This is a genomic window from Demequina aestuarii (genome assembly GCF_000975095.1).
Taxonomy (GTDB): domain Bacteria; phylum Actinomycetota; class Actinomycetes; order Actinomycetales; family Demequinaceae; genus Demequina; species Demequina aestuarii.
Genome location: NZ_BBRD01000001.1, coordinates 1,053,444 through 1,069,580, shown reverse-complemented (window position 1 = coordinate 1,069,580; position 16,137 = coordinate 1,053,444). Strand labels below are relative to the sequence as shown.

Here is a 16,137-nt window from a genome sequence, read left to right as displayed (position 1 = left end):
GTCGCTAGAGGACGGGCAGGTACTGCTCGAGCTCGTACGGCGTGACCTGGGCGCGGTACGCCTCCCACTCCGCACGCTTGTTGCGCAGCACGAAGTCGAACACGCGCTCGCCGAGCGCCTCTGCCACCAGTTCCGACCCTTCCATCAGGTCGATCGCCTGGGACAGCGACGCCGGCAGCGCCTGGTAGCCCATGGCCTTGCGCTCAGCGGGAGACAGCTCCCACACGTCGTCCTCGGCACCTTCAGGGAGTTCGAGCTCCTCTTCGATGCCCTTGAGGCCCGCCGAGAGCAGCACGGAGAACGCCAGGTACGGGTTCGCCGCGGAATCGAGCGCGCGGTACTCGATGCGAGTGGACTGGCCCTTGCCCGGCTTGTGGACCGGCACCCGCACGAGTGCGGAGCGATTGTTCGATCCCCACGCCACGTACGACGGCGCTTCCGCGCCGCCCCAGAGCCGCTTGTACGAGTTCACGTACTGGTTGGTGATGGCGCTGATCTCAGGTGCGTACTTGAGCAGTCCCGCGATGAACTGACGAGCGACGGGTGACAGCTGGTGATCCGCCCCGGCCTCGTAGAACGCGTTGCGGTCACCCTCGAACAGGCTCATGTGCGTGTGCATGCCGGAGCCGGGCCCGTTGACGAGCGGCTTGGGCATGAACGACGCGAAGACGCCCTGCTCGAGCGCGACCTCCTTGATGACCGCGCGGAAGGTCATGATGTTGTCGGCCATCGTCAGCGCATCGGCATAGCGCAGGTCGATCTCGTTCTGGCCAGGTCCGGCCTCGTGGTGAGAGAACTCGACGGAGATGCCCATCGACTCGAGCATGGTGATCGCCTCGCGGCGGAAGTTGTGCGCGGTGCCGCGCGGCACGTTGTCGAAGTATCCGGCCTGGTCCACCGGCTTGGGCAGCATGCCCGGCTCCGGCTTCTCGAACAGGTAGAACTCGATCTCGGGGTGCGTGTAGAAGGTGAATCCCAGTTCGGACGCACGGTCGAGGTTGCGCTTGAGAACCTGGCGCGGGTCGGACAGGGCGGGCTCGTCATCGGGCGTCGCGATGTCGCAGAACATGCGCGCCACGCCGTGGCTCGAGCCTCGCCACGGCAGGATCTGGAAGCTCGACGGGTCGGGCTTGGCGAGCATGTCCGATTCGGAGACACGGGTCAGCCCCTCGATGGCGGAGCCGTCGAAGCCGATGCCCTCGCTGAACGCGTTCTCCAGCTCGGCCGGGGCGATCGCCACCGACTTGAGGATCCCGAGCACGTCGGTGAACCACAGGCGGATGAACCGGATGTCTCGCTCCTCCACACTGCGGAGCACGTATTCCTGCTGCTTGTCCATGTGCCCATCCTGCCTCAACTATGTGTCCTTCGTGTCACGTGACCCGCTGACACCGCGCCGACTACGCTGACCGCATGCCGGACCTTCGCATCGCGCTCGCCCAGATCAACACCTGCGTGGGGGATATCGCTGGTAACACCGCACTTATCCTCGACGCCTGCCGGGCCGCCCACGACCGCGGCGCGCACCTCGTGGTCCTCCCCGAGATGACGGTCACGGGGTACCCCATCGAGGACCTCGCCCTGCGGGAGAGCTTCCAGCGTGCTGCCGAGCGCGCGGTGCAGCGGATCGCGTCACAGCTCGCCTCCGAAGGATGCGGGGGTCTCACCGTGGTGCTGGGCACCCTGGGGGTGGCCACATCCGGCCGACCCTTCAACCAGGCTGTGGTGATGACCGGCGGCGAGGTCACCGCGCGCTACAACAAGCACCACCTCCCCAACTACGGCGTATTCGACGAGCGGCGCATCTTCGCCGCCGGCGAGGACCGATGCGTGGTCGAGGTCGGCGGGCGGCGCATCGGCGTCGTGATCTGCGAGGACATCTGGGCCGACGGCGGTCCGGTGGAGCAGATGGACGCCGCGGGGATCGACCTGCTCGCCGTCCTCAACGGGTCTCCGTTCGAGGAGGGCAAGGGACACGTGCGCACCGAGCTCGCCCAGCGACGTGCACGGGAACTCGGCGCCCCGGTGGCATATGTGAACCTGTGGGGCGGGCAGGACGATCTGGTCTTCGACGGACACAGCTTCGTGGTGGGCGCGGACGGCACGATGCTCGCCTCAGCGCCGGGCTTCGCTGACGCCCTGCTGACGTGGGACCTGGGCGATCGCGCCGAGCCCGCCCGCGCATCGGCGCTCTCCCCTGCGACGAGCGACGACGAGCAGGTGTACCGCGCCTGCGTGGCGGGGTTGCGCGACTACGTGACCAAGAACGGCTTCTCGTCCGTCGTTCTCGGAATCTCGGGCGGCATCGACTCCGCCCTGACCGCCGCGATCGCCGCGGACGCGATCGGCGGCGGGAATGTGGTGGGAGTCTCCATGCCGTCCACGTTCTCCTCGGAGCACTCCAAGGACGACGCTGCGGACCTCGCCAAGAGGCTCGGCGCGGACTACCGCGTCCAGCCCATCGCGACCATGGTCGACGCCTTCCAGGACCAGCTCGCGCTGGAGGGAGTGGCCGAGGAGAACCTCCAGGCCCGCGTGCGCGGCGTCATCCTCATGGCGATCTCGAACCGAGAAGGTCACCTCGTCATCGCGCCCGGCAACAAGTCGGAGCTCGCCACCGGCTACGCGACGATCTACGACGCGGGCAGCATCGGCGGATTCGCACCGCTCAAGGACGTGGACAAGTCTCGGGTGTGGGACCTGGCCCGATGGCGCAATGCGCGAGCCGAGGCAGAGGGCGAGACTCCCCCCATCCCGGTCAACTCGATCGAGAAGGCGCCCAGCGCCGAGCTGCGCCCCGGCCAGACGGACCAGGACTCGCTCCCCCCCTACGACGTGCTCGACGAGGTGCTCGACGCATACGTCGAGCATGCCGAGGGCCGCGCCGAGCTCCTGGCGCGAGGATTCGACGAGGAGGTGGTGGACACGGTGCTGTCGCTCGTGGACCGTGCCGAGTGGAAGCGGCGTCAGTATCCCCCCGGTCCCAAGGTCACCGCGCTGGCCTTCGGCCGAGACCGACGCCTGCCCATCACCAGCCGCTGGCGCGAGCGCGCCGAGTAGCGCGGGCCCACCGAGCCGGGGGCTCGTCCTAGAGTGGAGCCATGAAGCGCATCCACCATTTCAAGGAGATGAAGTCACGCGGCGAGAAGATCACCATGCTCACCGCGTACGACTACCCCACCGCGCGGGCCTTCGATGATGCAGGCGTGGACATGCTGCTCGTCGGCGACTCGCTGGGCGACAACATCCTGGGCTACGACTCGACTGTGCCCCTGACGCTGGACGAGATGATCCCGTTCGCGCGGGCTGTGGCGAAGGGGGCCGCGAACGCGTTCGTCGTCGCCGACCTCCCCTTCGGCACCTACGAGGTCTCCCCGGAGCAGGCAGTCGAGTCCTCGATCCGGATGATGAAGCTCTCAGGCGCGCAGGCGATCAAGTTCGAGGGCGGCCGTCGGATCGCGCGCCAGGTCAGGGCGGTGACCGATGCGGGCATCCCCTTCTGCGGCCACCTGGGCTTCACGCCCCAGTCGGAGAACGCACTGGGCGGTCGACGCATCCAGGGCAGGGGCGACGGCGGGTACGACGCACTGCTGGCCGACGCGCTCGCCTTGCAGGAGGCCGGAGCGTTCGCCATCGTGCTGGAGATGGTGATCGCCCCCGTCGCGGAGAAGGTCACGGCGGCGTTGGACATCCCCACGATCGGCATCGGTGCGGGCTCGGCGACCGACGGTCAGGTGCTCGTGTGGCTCGACGCGCTTGGAGTGGGCGACTGGCACCCGTCCTTCTCGAAGCAGTTCGCCGCCGTGGGCGCCGTCATGAGGGAAGGCGCCGCCGGCTACATTCGCGAGGTCAAGGCCGGCTCGTTCCCGTCAGCCGACCACACCTTCGACGAGTAGAGCGGCCGTCGCTAGTCCTTCCCCTGCCACTCGTCGTCGGCCTCGTCCCACGCCTCCGCGCGCGCCTGGGCCTTCGCGAGGGCCCGCTCGGCCTCATCCCGGGTCGCGTACGGGCCCATCAGGTGCTCCCACGAGCTGACCCTGCCCTTCTCGACCATCCGCGTACGGGTGTTGAAGAAGTACTCCACCTCGTCAGGCTTGTCCGGTGACATGCGCATCGCCTCCGTGAATAGACTGCCAGGTATGAGCCCCGTCCGCGAGAGCATCACGAAGGGTGTCGTGTCCCCGTGGCGCCACGTCCCCGCGTCCATCTCCCGCCCTGAGTATGTGGGCCGCACGCGCGCCGCACGATGGCAGGGCGGCGACATCCACGACGCGGAGACGATCGAGCGCATCCGCGTCTCCGCACGGATCGCGGCTCAGGCCCTGGCGGAGGTGGGGCGCCACATCGTGCCCGGGGTGACCACCGACGAGCTCGACCGCATCGGCCATGAGTTCGTGCTCGACCACGGCGCGTATCCCTCGACGCTCGGCTACCCGGGCTCTGCCGCCCGGCCGCCGTTCCCCAAGGCGCTGTGCACCTCCGTCAACGAGGTCATCTGCCACGGCATCCCCGACTCGACTGTGGTGCACGAGGGCGACATCGTGAAGATCGACATCACCGCGTATCTGGACGGCGTCCACGGCGACAACTGCGGCTCGTTCATCGCGGGCGAGGGCTCCGACGCCGCACGTCAGCTCGTCGAGGTCACGCACGAGGCGATGATGCGAGGCATCAAGGCCGCACAGCCGGGCCGAGAGGTCAACGTGATCGGGCGCGTGATCGAGAAGTATGCGACGCGGCACGGCTTCGAGTCCGTCCGCAACTACACCGGTCACGGGGTCGGGCCCGCCTTTCACACGGGCCTGGTGATCCCGCACTATGACGCCGCGCCCCTGCACGCGGATGTGATCGCGCCAGGCATGGTCTTCACGGTGGAGCCCATGCTGTGCCTGGGCTCGGAAGAGAGCCACGAGTGGGACGACGGCTGGACCGTCGTGACCGACGACGGCTCGTGGGTGGCCCAGTTCGAACACACGATCGTCATCACCGAGGATGGCCCGGAGGTCCTGACACTGCCATGAGCAAACACATCGCGCTGGGCGTCGACATCGGCGGCACCGGCATCAAGGCCGCCCCCGTCGACCTGCGAACTGGGGAGTTCACCGAAGAGCGCTACCGGATACCCACCCCGGATCCCTCCACACCCGATGCCGTCGCACGGACCGTCGCGAAGTGCATCTCCAAGTTCTCGCCGTCCAAGAAGACCCCCATCGGCGTCGCCTTCCCTGGCGTGATCCAGGACGGCGTCGTCAAGACCGCCGCCAACGTCGACGACGCGTGGATCGGCACCAACATGCGCGACATCATCCGCGACTACGCGGGGCACGACGTCTACGTGCTGAACGACGCGGACGCGGCCGGGTACGGGGAGTACCGCCACGGCGCCGCCCACGGCCGCGACGGCGTGATCCTGATGACGACCCTGGGAACCGGCATCGGCACCGCGCTGATCGTCGACGGCCAGCTGGTGCCCAACACCGAGTTCGGCCACGTCGAGATCGGCGGGCAGGAGGCCGAGGACTTCGCCGCGGACTCGGCCCGAGACCGCCTGGGTCTCGAGTGGGAGGACTGGACCAAGAACCTGCAGCGGTTCTACTCCGAGATGGAGAAGCTGCTCTGGCCCGACCTCATCATCGTCGGCGGCGGGGTCTCGAAGTCCCACCACATGTACCTCCCCCACCTCCGCCTGCGGGCGCCGATCATCCCCGCCGAGCTGCGCAATGGCGCCGGCATCGTGGGTGCCGCAGCCTGGGCCGCGAACCTGCACCACCGCGACGACAAACGCCGCAAGGACGAAGAGAAGAAGGCGAAGAAGGCCGCTTCCAAGAAGAAGTGAGCGAACCCCGCAGGCGGCCATAGCCATCGAATCTGACGCCGGTCAGAGAGCAGGCACGCCCGCATCGGCTATTCGCAGACCTGGCCGTCGCCGTCCGCGTCACGGTAGTACGCGTACTCAGGATCCTCGCCTTGACGGTACGGGCCGTACCCCGCGGCGACTGCGGCCTTGCAGGTGCCCATGTCGGGATCGGCAGCGTCGCCACCCGCCATCTCCGGTTCCGCCTCGGGCGTCGTCGCCGCGTCGGGGGCCCGGCCGATGTTGTCGGCGATCACCGGCTGGCCCCCGGGGCGCGGAAGACCCTGCCCGGGGCAGCCGTCGAGCACACGCAGGAGCGCATCCAGCTCCGCCTCCGTGACCCACACGCCGTACTTCGCCTTCACCGCGATCTGACGTGCCGCGTACTCGCAGCGATAGTCCTTCTGCGGCGGCAGCCAGGTGGCTGCGTCGCCATCGCCCTTGGCACGATTGGCGCCCGCGTCCACGGGCTCGAGGTTCAGCGGATCGTTGGCGAACGCCACACGCTTGGCGAACTCCCACGTGGCGGCCCCCTTCTGCCACGCGTCGGACAGCGCCACCAGGTGGTCGACGTCGACCTCGCTCTCGCCGCCCCGGACGAACCGCAGCGTACGGCCGGTGAACGGGTCCGCCAGCGAGCCTTCGAGCACCACGCACTCGCCCGACATGACACGATCGGTCAGCCGCAAGCGCAGCATGTCGTTCCTGGTATCACAGCCGTTTCGGTCGACGTCGACCCAGCCGTCACCGAACTGGCCGCGGTCGTAGCCGGTCGCGGGTGCGCGGCCCTTGACGGTGAGGTCGAGGGCGGCGGCGCTCGCCGTTCCGGCGGTGTCGGCGGCGTCGGCGCTCGCCGTGGGTGCAGCACTCTCACCGGCCGGTCCGGCAGGGCTGACGACGGTGGGCGTCGGCGAGGACCCGTCACCGTGCGTGCGAACCTCGGGGGCGGAGGCAGGTGCGCACGCCACCAGAGCCACCGCTGCGATCAGGGACAGGACGCCCCACTGCGCACGGCTCCGCGCGCGATTCACGTGCTCGTCACTCACCACCCGGCGACCCTACCGACGCCGCGACACGTCGCGCCGACGCCACTCCGGGCGGGCGGCGGCGCCGTCAGTCCCGCGCGGTGCGGCCGTGGCGTTCCTCGGCGGCGTCGATGCGCCGCGCCACACGAGCCTCGTCGGCCTTCCGCATGCGAGTCCCGTAGTGCACCAGTTCGGGGTCCACGATGGTCAGCGTGAAGACGGGGGGCCCGATGCAGTACAGCGCAACGAGCAGGAACCAGCCCCCTTCGACCAGCAGGCGCGACTCCGTGAGCGCCTGCATCACGAGCGCCACCGTCAGCAGCGCCCATCCCAGCGGCAGATGCGTGTCGCCCCGGTCGGCACGCTCGACCAGGCGCCAGGCGCTCCCGAACAGCAGCACGACGATGCCCACCAGCAGCACCACACCGATCAGCCCGAGCTGCAGCCAAGCGTCAAGGAACGCATTGTGGGCGTGCGTGGGCCTGACCCATTCAAGGCCGGTGCCGATCTCCGAGTAGGGGTACTGCCAGATGGGCCAGTAGCCCACGTAGCCCCACCCGTCTGGTCGCTGCATGGCGAAGTTGATGACTTCGTACCAGATCTCGGTGCGGTGCGTGAAGTCGGAACCACGCTCCAACAACTCGAAGATGGCCTCGCGATACTTCAACGTCATGACCGCGCCGATCGCGCTGCACGCGATGATCGTGAACGACAGCACTCGCTTGGCTCGCGGTCGCAGTCGGCGAAGCACGTATGCGCCAACGGTGAGAGCGCCGAGGACGGCCACCGAGGCCGTCACCGTCGCCGACATCGTCACGGCGTGGACCGCCGCCGCGGCCCCCAGCGTCACCCAGCCGTCGAGCCGGCTGATGCCGCGATCGAGAAGCAGCACGCACGCGACCACCGCGACGAGAAGCGCGATCCCCCCAAACGGGTTCCGGTTGCCCACGAACCCCTGCACGGGCCCACCCTCGAGCAGCAGGTTCTCCGACCAGTTCGACTGGCGTGGGTCACCGCCACGCGTCTCGGCAAGCGACTCGAGATCGCTCACGAGGGGCGGCACCGCCGAGCGGATGATGAAGGCCACCACGAGCTCGAACAGAATGCCCAGGAAGAGGCTCACCTGCAGGCCGCGATACAGGCGCAGCATGAAGTCAATGTTGCTCGCACCGCGAGCAGTGATCATCGCGATGGCAGTGGTGGCGACGAGCGCGATCACGGCGACCACAGTGATGGCCCGCGTCGCCGACCACACGATGCTGAGAGCCGCGAGGCCCACGAAGGCGCCGATCAGCGCGGGCGGCCGCAGAGTGCGAAGCGTGGGCCTGAAGACCAGGAAGACTGCGGCGACGGTGGCGACGCAGAGCGCCCCGTAGATCGGCAGGCCGAGCAGGTAGCGAAAGCCCTGACCGGAGATCAGCAGCACGACGGTCCAGATGGTGACCGCAGAGCGCGCGCCCTCGGTGGCGAGAGCGCGGGACACCGCGGAACGGGTCGTCATGAGTGTGCTCGTGACCATCGAACCGCAGGCTCCCCTCGTCGTGGCACTTCCGCTCGGGCGGATGCGCCGAGCCGCGGGCACCGCAAGGAGGCGGTGGTTCTCGTGCCATCGGGCCAGGCAGCGCGTGCATCGTGTGGGCTCCGATTCTAGCGGCCTGCAGTACGTCCACAGCGCGCGCTCACGGACGAGGAGGCGGAGCGGACACAAGGGAGGGCGGCGACGCCTGCGACGCGCCACAGCTCGGGATGACGTCCCCGGTAACGCTCGGCCCCGTGCGAGCGTTGTGGCTGACATGACCTCCTCAGGACCTCTCGCCAGCGCCCAGGCCCGCATGGGCCACGCGCTCTTCACGCGGATCGCAGGCCCCCACGGCTACGAGGCTCGCGCGCGCATCCACGAGACGCCGGGACCACGCTGGTTCCCCGCCGGGGCACCCATCCGGCGGGTGCACGGCGACGCGTCCACCTTCGTGGGCGGGCTGCGGGCACTCCTGCTGCAGTCGCTCCACCCGCTCGCGATGGCCGGCGTGGCGGGACACTCCGGCTACCGCGGAGATCCGTGGGGCCGACTCGCGCGCACCTCGACGTTCCTTGCGTTCACCACGTTCGGCACGGCTGACGACGCGCAAGATATGGTGGACCGCATCCGCGCCGTGCATGAGCGGGTGCGCGGCAAGACCGAGGATGGCCGTGCGTATCGCGCGAGCGACCCTCGTCTGCTGACGTGGGTGCACATCGCCGAGGCCGATTCGTTCCTCGCGGCCTACGAGCGCTACGGGGAGCGTCCGCTCGGCCCGGGCGAGGCAGACGAATACCTTCAGCAGTCCGGCCGTGTCGCCACCGCACTCGGCGCCGAGCACGTCCCGCAGACGAGGTCCGAACTGGCCGACGCCTTTGCGGACTACCGCCCCGAGCTCGCAGCCTCGCGCGAGGCGCTCGACACCGCTCAGTTCCTCTTGCGCGAGCCGCCGTTGCCCCGAGCGCTGCGGCTCGGCTACGCGCCGCTCGCGGCTGGCGCGGTCGCGCTGCTGCCCGGGTGGGCGCGCAGCGAACTCGGCATCGATCGCTGGACGTCGCGAATCCTGGGTCCCGTCGGCGGCGCGGTCGCCACCCGGGCCGTGCGCTGGGGTCTGGGCTCAGCGGAGTCGCGCGCTCACCTGCGGGACAGCTCCGCCGCCTGAACCGCGCATCGGCCGGACCTACTCGACCCCGCCCACCTCGTTGCCAGGTTCGTAGGCGCCGTCGGCGATGTCGATCCAGAACTGGTCGATGCGATCCGGGTCGAGCAGCACGGTGGAACCCACGCCGTCGACGCTGTGCCCCATGCTCGCGATGGGCGGCGTGCCGGTGACGGCCTGTCCCCCGCGCCCGGAGTTGAATGCGAGCGCGAAGCCCGCGAGGTCGAACGGGCCCGTCTCCTCCGACACGCGGAACGCATCAAGACCCGCGCTCGCCACGGGGATGGCGGTGAAGGGGTTGAGCACGGTCGCGGGGCTGAGCACGTTGTCCGCGACAGCGCTCACCACCTGCTGTTGACGCTGGGCTCGGCCGATGTCCCCGAGCGGGTCGCTGTAGCGCATGCGGGCGAACGCGAGGGCGGTGCTGCCGTCTGCGATGTGGCAGCCCGCCTTCCACTCGAGCTTGCTGTTCTTGTCGGACACGTCCTCGTCGTAGCAGAGCTCCACGCCGCCGATGGCGTTGACGAGCCCCTCGACGCCGGTGAAGCCGACCTCGAGGTAGTGGTCGACGGTCAAGCCCGTCAGGTCCTCGACCGTGTCCACGAGCAGCGGCGGTCCGCCGAAGGCGAAGGCCGCGTTGATCTTGTTGCTGCCGTTGCCGGGGATCTCGACGTAGGAGTCCCGCGGAATGCTGATGAGCGCCGTCGGCCCGCTCTCGGGACGGTGAAGCACCATGATCGTGTCGGTGCGCTGGCCCGGCGTCGTGTCGGAGGCCCGCCATCCTTCGCGAGAGTCGGAACCCACGATCAGATACGTGCTGCCCGGGGTGTCCGCCGCCCCGCTGAGCGCATCGACCGTCTGGATGCGCGAGTCCACCCACGCATACAGGATGACCGCCGCGACCAACAGCAGCACGAGCAACACGATCAGAGTGTTGCGCACGCGGTGACGCCTGCGGCGCACGCTCGGGCGGCGCGGCGGGTCCACCGCAGCCGATGCGGGCGTGCGGGTCTGGACAGGACTGCCACCGGTTCGCGGTGGGACGGGTCGCCCCGCCTGCCCCGGCTGGCTGGACGAGGATCGAGGCTGGCGCGCCGGCTGCGGAACGGGCGGGTTCGTGGGGCGAGTGCTGCGGCGCTGGGGCGCGCCGCCCGTGGCCGGGCGAGGCTGCCCCGACGGTGGGCGGGCACCCCCGGGCTGGATGGAAGGTGGCATCGGACGCCGGCGGTCTCGCGGGCCGGACGCTCCGTCGCGCCTGCCGGCGTCGTCTTCGGGTCTCACTCGGAGAGGGTAACCCCTCGGCGCGTGCGACGCGGTGAGGCCGCGCTCGAACGTTGCGGTGCGGATGAGTTGGCCGATACGCCGGGTTCTGTCCTGTGCGCCGCGTCACCGCTGCGCACCGGGCGGCCATCCATCTAGGCCCTGGATTGCTCCAGGGCTCCAGCAGCCTACCCAGATGCTCGGGCGGGCAGCCCTCAGACGCATCCTGTTCGGCCTTGCTCCGGGTGGGGTTTACCGTGCCGCTCCTGTCACCAGTCGCGCGGTGAGCTCTTACCTCACCCTTTCACCCTTACCGCCCAGCGCCTTGCGACGCTGGGAGGCGGTCTTCTCTCTGTGGCACTGTCCCGCGGGTCACCCCGGGTGGCCGTTAGCCACCACCCTGCCCTGTGGAGCCCGGACGTTCCTCGGCGCCCCGAAGGGCGACGCGGCCGCCTGGCCAACTCATCCGCGACTCCACACTACCGGTGAGCCCGCGCCGCAGCGGCCGGTGCCTGGGGTCAACTCTCGTCGAGCCCGTCACCGGCCGCTGTGCTCGACCCCACTGGGGTCGAGGGGTCAGGCCTGCTCGGTCAGCAGACGGTAGACGTCTCGCCTGGCCTCGGCCAGGATCGCCGTGACCTTGGCCGGAGCGCCCTCGGTGCCCGAACGGCGCGCCACGTGGACGGCGGCCTCCGTCAGCGCGGCGATCTCTTCGCGCAGCTGGTGCCCGTCGTCTCCGCCACGGGCGCGCTCGAACACGTGCTCCTCGGGGGTGCCCTGCTGAGCAATCCAGTCCCGACCGGCGTCGGTCAGCGACGCCGTGCGACGTCCCTCGACCTCCTCGATCGTGACCATCCCCTCGTCCTGCAGCGCCTGCAGCGTGGGGTAGATCGATCCCGGGCTCGGGGCCCACGCCCCGTCCGTGCGCTCCTCGATCGCGCGGATCAGGTCGTAGCCGTGCCGCGGCTGCTCAGCGAGCAGTACGAGGATGGCCATGCGGACGTCGCCGCGAGGCCGTCCTCCCCTGCCGCGACCGCGGCCTCCTGGCCCGAAGCCACCAGGGCCCACGCCTCCAGGTCCGGGGTTCCCCGGACCGAAGCCACCGCGGCCTCCGCCCGGACCCGGACGCCCGTGGCGTCCGCCGCGCCCTCGTCCTGCACGCGGCCCGCCGCGCCTGTCGTCGTGACCCTCGCTGCCGAGGAACCACGTCTGCGTGTCGTCGTTCATGTGCTTCATGTCGAACTCCCTTCGATATGTTCCGACCTACTCACGATATATCGCGATAGTCACGACGTCAAGAGGGGAATGCGCGGACGCCCCGCTCAGCGCCCGTACCCTGGTGCCCGTGCTGATCCTGCTGCCCCCGTCCGAAGGCAAGACTGCGCCCACTGCCGGAGCATCCGTCGACCTGGCCGGCTTGTCCCATCCGGCCCTGTCCTCGGCCCGTCAGCGCGTGGGCGACACCCTGGCCACGGTCAGCGGCCAACGCAATGCCCTCGATGCACTGGGCGTCGGGCCGTCCCTCGCGGATGACGTAGCGCGCAACGTCACGCTGTGGGACAACCCCTCGGGCGCTGCGGCCACGGTCTACACGGGAGTCCTCTACGACGCGGCGGGCATGGGCACGTGGTCGGGCGAGCTGCTGAACCGCGCCGCCGAGCGCATCCGCATCGTCTCCGCCCTGTGGGGCGCCGTCTCCCCCGCCGACGCCATCCCCGCCTATCGCCTGTCAATGTCCACCAGCCTCGGCCGCCTCGGCCCGCTGGCGTCCTTCTGGCGACAGCACCTGGCCGAGGAGTTGTCGCACCTGGCCGACGGCCGCCTGGTGGTCGACTGTCGCAGCTCGTCGTACGTCGCGGCATGGCGGCCCACCGGCGCGGAGCACGTGTCCGTACGGGTCGAGCGCGAGCGCCACGGCCGCCGCACCGTCGTCAGCCACATGGCCAAGCACGCGCGCGGCCTGCTCACCGGAGCGCTCGCGACGGCCGATGCGGTGCCCGAGTCCGCGGACGACCTCGCCGATGCGGCGCGCGCCCTCGACGGCGTCGTCGACGTGGCGCTCGGCGCCCACGAGATCACCCTCGTCGTCGCCGGCTGATCCCGCCGCATGCCACTCTTGACCCTATGACTGACCAGGACGAACTGTTCCCCGGCAAGCACTTCATCTCGACCACGCTCCATGCACTGGAGACCAAGACCGCGATGAGCGGCGGCCTCGCACGCGTCTATGTGATGCGGGCTGCGATGGCTGGCGGACTCATCGGCGTCATGTACCTCACGTACTACGCGGTGATCTCGGCCTTCGAGGGGATCGGCGACGGCGACCTCGTACCCCTGGGCCGCCTGGTGGGCGCGCTGGTGTTCGGATTCGCGCTGGTCTTCATCTACTACAGCAAGTCCGAGCTGCTGACCTCGAACATGATGGTCGTATCGATCGGCCTGTACTACCGGCGCACCACGGTGCTCAAATCTCTGAGGATCCTGACGCTGTGCTACGCGGGAAATCTCGTCGGCGGACTCGTCATCGCGCTCATGGTGGCGGGATCGAGCATCGCCGACGGCGCCGTCGGCGCGCAGATGGCGGACTCCGTCGACCACAAGCTCGACTTCGTCGCAAGCGGCATCGCCGGATGGGGAGATCTGTTCTTCCGCGCGGTGCTCTGCAACTTCATGATCAACCTGGCGATGCTGATGGTCTACAACGGCCGCATCAAGGACGACCTCACCCAGTCGCTCGCCATGATCATGAGCGTATTCGTGTTCGCCTTCGTGGGGTTCGAGCACTCGGTCGCGAACACGGTGCTGTTCTCGATCGTCGCGCTCCAAGGGGGCGTCGACGTCGGGCTCGCGCTCGGGAACATCGGGATCGTCCTGGCGGGCAACTTCGTGGGCGGCGGCGTGCTGATCGGGTGGTACTACGCCTACGCGAACGACGACCGCAAGTTCCTCAGCAGGCGCGGCCAGGGCGGCACCGCCTGACCATCGTCAGTCGGTGCGCGCTCCCACGCACAGCACGTGCCGCTCGGCGATGGTGCCGTCCGCGTGGACGTGCAGCCGCAGCATCGTGAGCGACGCGGGCGACGGCCAGATCTGACCCCAGTGCGTCGTCGGCATCGCGAGCGAGACGCCGACGGCGGACTTGATGGCCACCGCGTGCGATGCCACCGCCCAGGCGCGCGCCTGATCGTCTCCGTCCACGCATCGGCGCGCGTGGTCCGTCGCCGCCTCGACCAGGAACTCGTCGAACCGCTCACCCACCTGCGGGATCGACTCCCCGGCCGGCGCCGGAATCTCGCCAAAGCGCCAGCGGTGGATCGCATCACCGAACTGCGCGGCGATCTCATCGCCGGTGAAGCCTTCCCACTCGCCAAAGTGGATCTCGCGCACGCGCGGCTCCGTCTCGACATGAGCGCCGATGCGGCGACCGATGGCGCCACCGGTCTCCTGCGTGCGCGTCATGGGCGACGCGAAGACGCGAGACACGTGCGGCACCTGCTCCCAGGTCTTGCGGCCGATGCGGTAGACGGCATCGGCCGCCTTCGCGGCCTGGATGCGGCCTGTCGCGTTCAGCGCAGGACCGACCTCCCCGGAGCCGGACAGCGCGTGAGTCTCGGTCATGTCCGTCACGCCATGCCGCACCAGGACCATGGTCAGCGGGCTGACCAGGTCACCCTGGTCAACGGCGAACGGCGAGCGGCTCTGCGACTGACCCGCCCTCACTGAGACGCCTTGCGCACCAAGATGGTTCCGCACTCCTCGCAGCGCACCACCTGCTCCGGCTCGGCACGCTCAATCGCCTCGCGGTCGCTCGGGTTCAAGGTCATGTGGCAGCCGCCGCACGTCGAACCGCGCAGCAGCGCGGCACCCACGCCGCCGTTCTGGCCGCGCACCCGCTCGTAGACCGCCATCAGTGCGGCGTCCAGTCCCGAGGCTGCGGCGGCGCGTTCTGCCTGAGTCTGCTCGATCTCGGCATCGAGAGAGCGCACCGCCACGGTACGTTCGTGCTCGAGTTCGCGCACCCGCTTGGTGAGATCCTCGCGCTGGGCCTTGACCCGCGCATGCTCGGTCTCGGCCGCCTCGAGCCGCTCCATCGCCTCGAGCTCCACGTCCTCGAGGTTCGACTGCCGGCGCTCGAGCAGCTCGAGCTCACCCTGGAGTGCCTGCAGGTCCTTGGCGCTCGAGCTGCCCGACTCGAGACGGGCGCGGTCACGCTCGGCGCGGGCCCTCACAGTCTGCACGTCATCCTCGGCCTTGGCGACCTCGCGCCGCAGGTCCGTGACCTCGGCGCCGCGAGCGATGGCTTCATCATCGAGCAGCGTGTCCTGCGCGGACAGCTCGGCGAGCTGCGCATGGACGGGAAGATGGTTGCGCTTGTGGCGCGCCTGCTGAATGCGCAGGTCAGCGTCCTGCACGTCGAGCAGCCGCAGCTGATCGGCGACGGGGGCGGTGGGCACGGGGTCCTCCGGTGAGTTCAGGCGCCGTAGCGCGCGGTCCAAGGGTCGGTATTGAGGGTGCTGACCACGGCATCCACCCCGGCCGCGTCGGCCACGTGCTCCGCAGCGGCCGTGAGCCACGCCCATTCCGAGGCATAGTGCGACACATCGATCAGGAACGGCCGGCCGTCCCCGAGCGCCGCAAGCTCACGCGCATCGGATGCGGGATGGTGGCGAAGGTCCGCCGTCACGTAGGCATCGGCACCGGAGCGGCGCACGGCCTCGAGGAACGCATCACCCGAGCCGCCCACCACCGCGACGGTGGTGACGAGGCCGTCGGGGTCTCCCGCGACCCGGACGCCGTGGTGGGTCGCCGGGAGCACCTCGGCCACATGCTGAGCGAACTCGGCGAGAGTGGTGGGCCCGGGAAGCATGCCGATGCGACCCGTGCCCTGGGCGGCGTCGTCCGCCGCCGGCAGCAGCGGCATGGGCGCGCTGATGCCGAGCGCCTCGGCGAGAGCATCGCAGACGCCTCCGGCAGCCGCATCGGCATTCGTGTGGGCGTTGTAGAGCGCGATGCCGTGGCTGATGAGGCGGTGCACCGCTGCACCCTTCGTGCTCGTGGTGGCGACGCCCGTGACGCCGCGCAGCATCAGCGGGTGGTGCGTGACGAGAAGCTGCGCGCCCACCTCGATCGCCTCGTCGACCACCGCGAGCGTGGGGTCCACGGCGAAGAGCACCCGGGACACCTCGGCGTCCGGATCGCCCACCGACAGCCCGTTGACGTCCCAGTCCTCGGCGAGGGCCGGCGGAAAACGGGACTCCATGATCTCGGCGATCTCGGCCACAGTGGTCATGAGGACACGCTACCGGCCCGCCCGCACCGT

The 16,137-nt window shown here is 69.6% G+C and carries 16 protein-coding genes and 1 other RNA gene; 7 read left to right on the top strand and 10 right to left on the bottom strand.

What is annotated here, in order from left to right; translation table 11 throughout:
- Positions 1 to 4: 4 nt before the first annotated feature.
- A complete protein-coding gene (locus AOP72_RS05075) occupies positions 5 to 1,339 on the bottom strand; it encodes a glutamine synthetase family protein (RefSeq protein WP_062133284.1) in 1,335 nt (444 codons plus the stop codon).
- Between the two features lie 74 nt (positions 1,340 to 1,413).
- On the opposite strand from AOP72_RS05075, the gene AOP72_RS05070 reads away from it, so the two are divergent.
- The gene (locus AOP72_RS05070; protein ID WP_062133281.1) at positions 1,414 to 3,060 is read left to right on the top strand and encodes an NAD+ synthase; all 1,647 of its coding nucleotides are present in this window, start codon (positions 1,414 to 1,416) and stop codon (positions 3,058 to 3,060) included.
- Between the two features lie 41 nt (positions 3,061 to 3,101).
- Positions 3,102 to 3,896 carry a 3-methyl-2-oxobutanoate hydroxymethyltransferase gene (panB, locus tag AOP72_RS05065; RefSeq protein ID WP_062133279.1) on the top strand — a complete coding sequence of 265 codons (795 nt, stop codon included), beginning with the start codon at positions 3,102 to 3,104 and terminating at the stop codon, positions 3,894 to 3,896.
- An 11-nt stretch (positions 3,897 to 3,907) separates the two neighbouring features.
- Here panB and AOP72_RS05060 read toward each other — a convergent pair whose 3' ends face one another.
- Positions 3,908 to 4,108, bottom strand: a complete 201-nt coding sequence (locus tag AOP72_RS05060) for a hypothetical protein (RefSeq protein WP_062136877.1) — start codon at positions 4,106 to 4,108, stop codon at positions 3,908 to 3,910.
- A 31-nt stretch (positions 4,109 to 4,139) separates the two neighbouring features.
- Here AOP72_RS05060 and map point away from each other — a divergent pair, with 31 nt between their 5' ends.
- Together map and ppgK are read left to right on the top strand one after the other, a co-directional pair.
- The gene (gene map / locus AOP72_RS05055; protein ID WP_084631300.1) at positions 4,140 to 5,021 is read left to right on the top strand and encodes a type I methionyl aminopeptidase; all 882 of its coding nucleotides are present in this window, start codon (positions 4,140 to 4,142) and stop codon (positions 5,019 to 5,021) included.
- Entirely contained in the window at positions 5,018 to 5,836 is an 819-nt protein-coding gene (ppgK, locus tag AOP72_RS05050; RefSeq protein WP_062133274.1) for a polyphosphate--glucose phosphotransferase, read from the top strand. Before map ends, ppgK begins: the two co-directional genes overlap by 4 nt.
- A 68-nt stretch (positions 5,837 to 5,904) precedes the next feature.
- Here the strand turns inward: ppgK and AOP72_RS05045 are convergent, their stop codons facing one another.
- Both AOP72_RS05045 and AOP72_RS05040 read right to left on the bottom strand, forming a co-directional pair.
- A complete protein-coding gene (locus AOP72_RS05045; protein WP_193746359.1) occupies positions 5,905 to 6,903 on the bottom strand; it encodes a GmrSD restriction endonuclease domain-containing protein in 999 nt (332 codons plus the stop codon).
- Positions 6,904 to 6,967: 64 nt separating this feature from the next.
- A complete protein-coding gene (locus AOP72_RS05040; RefSeq protein WP_193746358.1) occupies positions 6,968 to 8,380 on the bottom strand; it encodes an O-antigen ligase family protein in 1,413 nt (470 codons plus the stop codon).
- A 292-nt stretch (positions 8,381 to 8,672) separates the two neighbouring features.
- Here AOP72_RS05040 and AOP72_RS05035 point away from each other — a divergent pair, with 292 nt between their 5' ends.
- Positions 8,673 to 9,560, top strand: a complete 888-nt coding sequence (locus tag AOP72_RS05035) for an oxygenase MpaB family protein (RefSeq protein ID WP_062133268.1) — start codon at positions 8,673 to 8,675, stop codon at positions 9,558 to 9,560.
- Positions 9,561 to 9,578: 18 nt separating this feature from the next.
- Here AOP72_RS05035 and AOP72_RS05030 read toward each other — a convergent pair whose 3' ends face one another.
- The 3 genes from AOP72_RS05030 to AOP72_RS13695 form a co-directional block, all read right to left on the bottom strand.
- Positions 9,579 to 10,499, bottom strand: a complete 921-nt coding sequence (locus AOP72_RS05030; RefSeq protein WP_238581610.1) for an LCP family protein — start codon at positions 10,497 to 10,499, stop codon at positions 9,579 to 9,581.
- A 400-nt stretch (positions 10,500 to 10,899) separates the two neighbouring features.
- An RNA gene (rnpB, locus tag AOP72_RS05025) (RNase P RNA component class A) lies at positions 10,900 to 11,282 on the bottom strand.
- A gap of 111 nt (positions 11,283 to 11,393) precedes the next feature.
- The gene (locus tag AOP72_RS13695) at positions 11,394 to 11,813 is read right to left on the bottom strand and encodes a PadR family transcriptional regulator (protein WP_202965640.1); all 420 of its coding nucleotides are present in this window, start codon (positions 11,811 to 11,813) and stop codon (positions 11,394 to 11,396) included.
- Positions 11,814 to 12,162: 349 nt separating this feature from the next.
- Here AOP72_RS13695 and AOP72_RS05015 point away from each other — a divergent pair, with 349 nt between their 5' ends.
- Together AOP72_RS05015 and AOP72_RS05010 are read left to right on the top strand one after the other, a co-directional pair.
- Entirely contained in the window at positions 12,163 to 12,915 is a 753-nt protein-coding gene (locus AOP72_RS05015) for a YaaA family protein (RefSeq protein WP_062136867.1), read from the top strand.
- Between the two features lie 26 nt (positions 12,916 to 12,941).
- On the top strand, positions 12,942 to 13,796 hold the full coding sequence (locus AOP72_RS05010; RefSeq protein ID WP_062133266.1) for a formate/nitrite transporter family protein: 855 nt from the start codon (positions 12,942 to 12,944) through the stop codon (positions 13,794 to 13,796).
- 6 nt (positions 13,797 to 13,802) lie between these two features.
- Here the strand turns inward: AOP72_RS05010 and AOP72_RS05005 are convergent, their stop codons facing one another.
- Genes AOP72_RS05005 through AOP72_RS04995 form a run of 3 tightly spaced genes read right to left on the bottom strand, consistent with a single transcriptional unit; the run spans position 13,803 to position 16,107 of the window.
- Complete coding sequence (locus AOP72_RS05005; protein ID WP_062133263.1) at positions 13,803 to 14,537, bottom strand: histidine phosphatase family protein; 735 nt, start codon at positions 14,535 to 14,537, stop codon at positions 13,803 to 13,805.
- Entirely contained in the window at positions 14,534 to 15,271 is a 738-nt protein-coding gene (locus AOP72_RS05000) for a zinc ribbon domain-containing protein (RefSeq protein WP_062133260.1), read from the bottom strand. Before AOP72_RS05000 ends, AOP72_RS05005 begins: the two co-directional genes overlap by 4 nt.
- Before the next feature lie 17 nt (positions 15,272 to 15,288).
- Positions 15,289 to 16,107 (bottom strand): Nif3-like dinuclear metal center hexameric protein, encoded by an 819-nt coding sequence (locus AOP72_RS04995; RefSeq protein ID WP_062133257.1) that lies wholly within the window; start codon positions 16,105 to 16,107, stop codon positions 15,289 to 15,291.
- Positions 16,108 to 16,137 lie beyond the last annotated feature (30 nt).

Bases quoted from the DNA above. Each gene is read 5' to 3' on its own strand.
- AOP72_RS05075 (WP_062133284.1), bottom strand. From the start codon at position 1,339: ATGGACAAGCAGCAGGAATACGTGCTCCGCAGTGTGGAGGAGCGAGAC.
- AOP72_RS05070 (WP_062133281.1), top strand. From the start codon at position 1,414: ATGCCGGACCTTCGCATCGCGCTCGCCCAGATCAACACCTGCGTGGGG.
- panB (WP_062133279.1), top strand. From the start codon at position 3,102: ATGAAGCGCATCCACCATTTCAAGGAGATGAAGTCACGCGGCGAGAAG.
- AOP72_RS05060 (WP_062136877.1), bottom strand. From the start codon at position 4,108: ATGTCACCGGACAAGCCTGACGAGGTGGAGTACTTCTTCAACACCCGT.
- map (WP_084631300.1), top strand. From the start codon at position 4,140: ATGAGCCCCGTCCGCGAGAGCATCACGAAGGGTGTCGTGTCCCCGTGG.
- ppgK (WP_062133274.1), top strand. From the start codon at position 5,018: ATGAGCAAACACATCGCGCTGGGCGTCGACATCGGCGGCACCGGCATC.
- AOP72_RS05040 (WP_193746358.1), bottom strand. From the start codon at position 8,380: ATGACGACCCGTTCCGCGGTGTCCCGCGCTCTCGCCACCGAGGGCGCG.
- AOP72_RS05035 (WP_062133268.1), top strand. From the start codon at position 8,673: ATGACCTCCTCAGGACCTCTCGCCAGCGCCCAGGCCCGCATGGGCCAC.
- AOP72_RS13695 (WP_202965640.1), bottom strand. From the start codon at position 11,813: ATGGCCATCCTCGTACTGCTCGCTGAGCAGCCGCGGCACGGCTACGAC.
- AOP72_RS05010 (WP_062133266.1), top strand. From the start codon at position 12,942: ATGACTGACCAGGACGAACTGTTCCCCGGCAAGCACTTCATCTCGACC.
- AOP72_RS04995 (WP_062133257.1), bottom strand. From the start codon at position 16,107: ATGACCACTGTGGCCGAGATCGCCGAGATCATGGAGTCCCGTTTTCCG.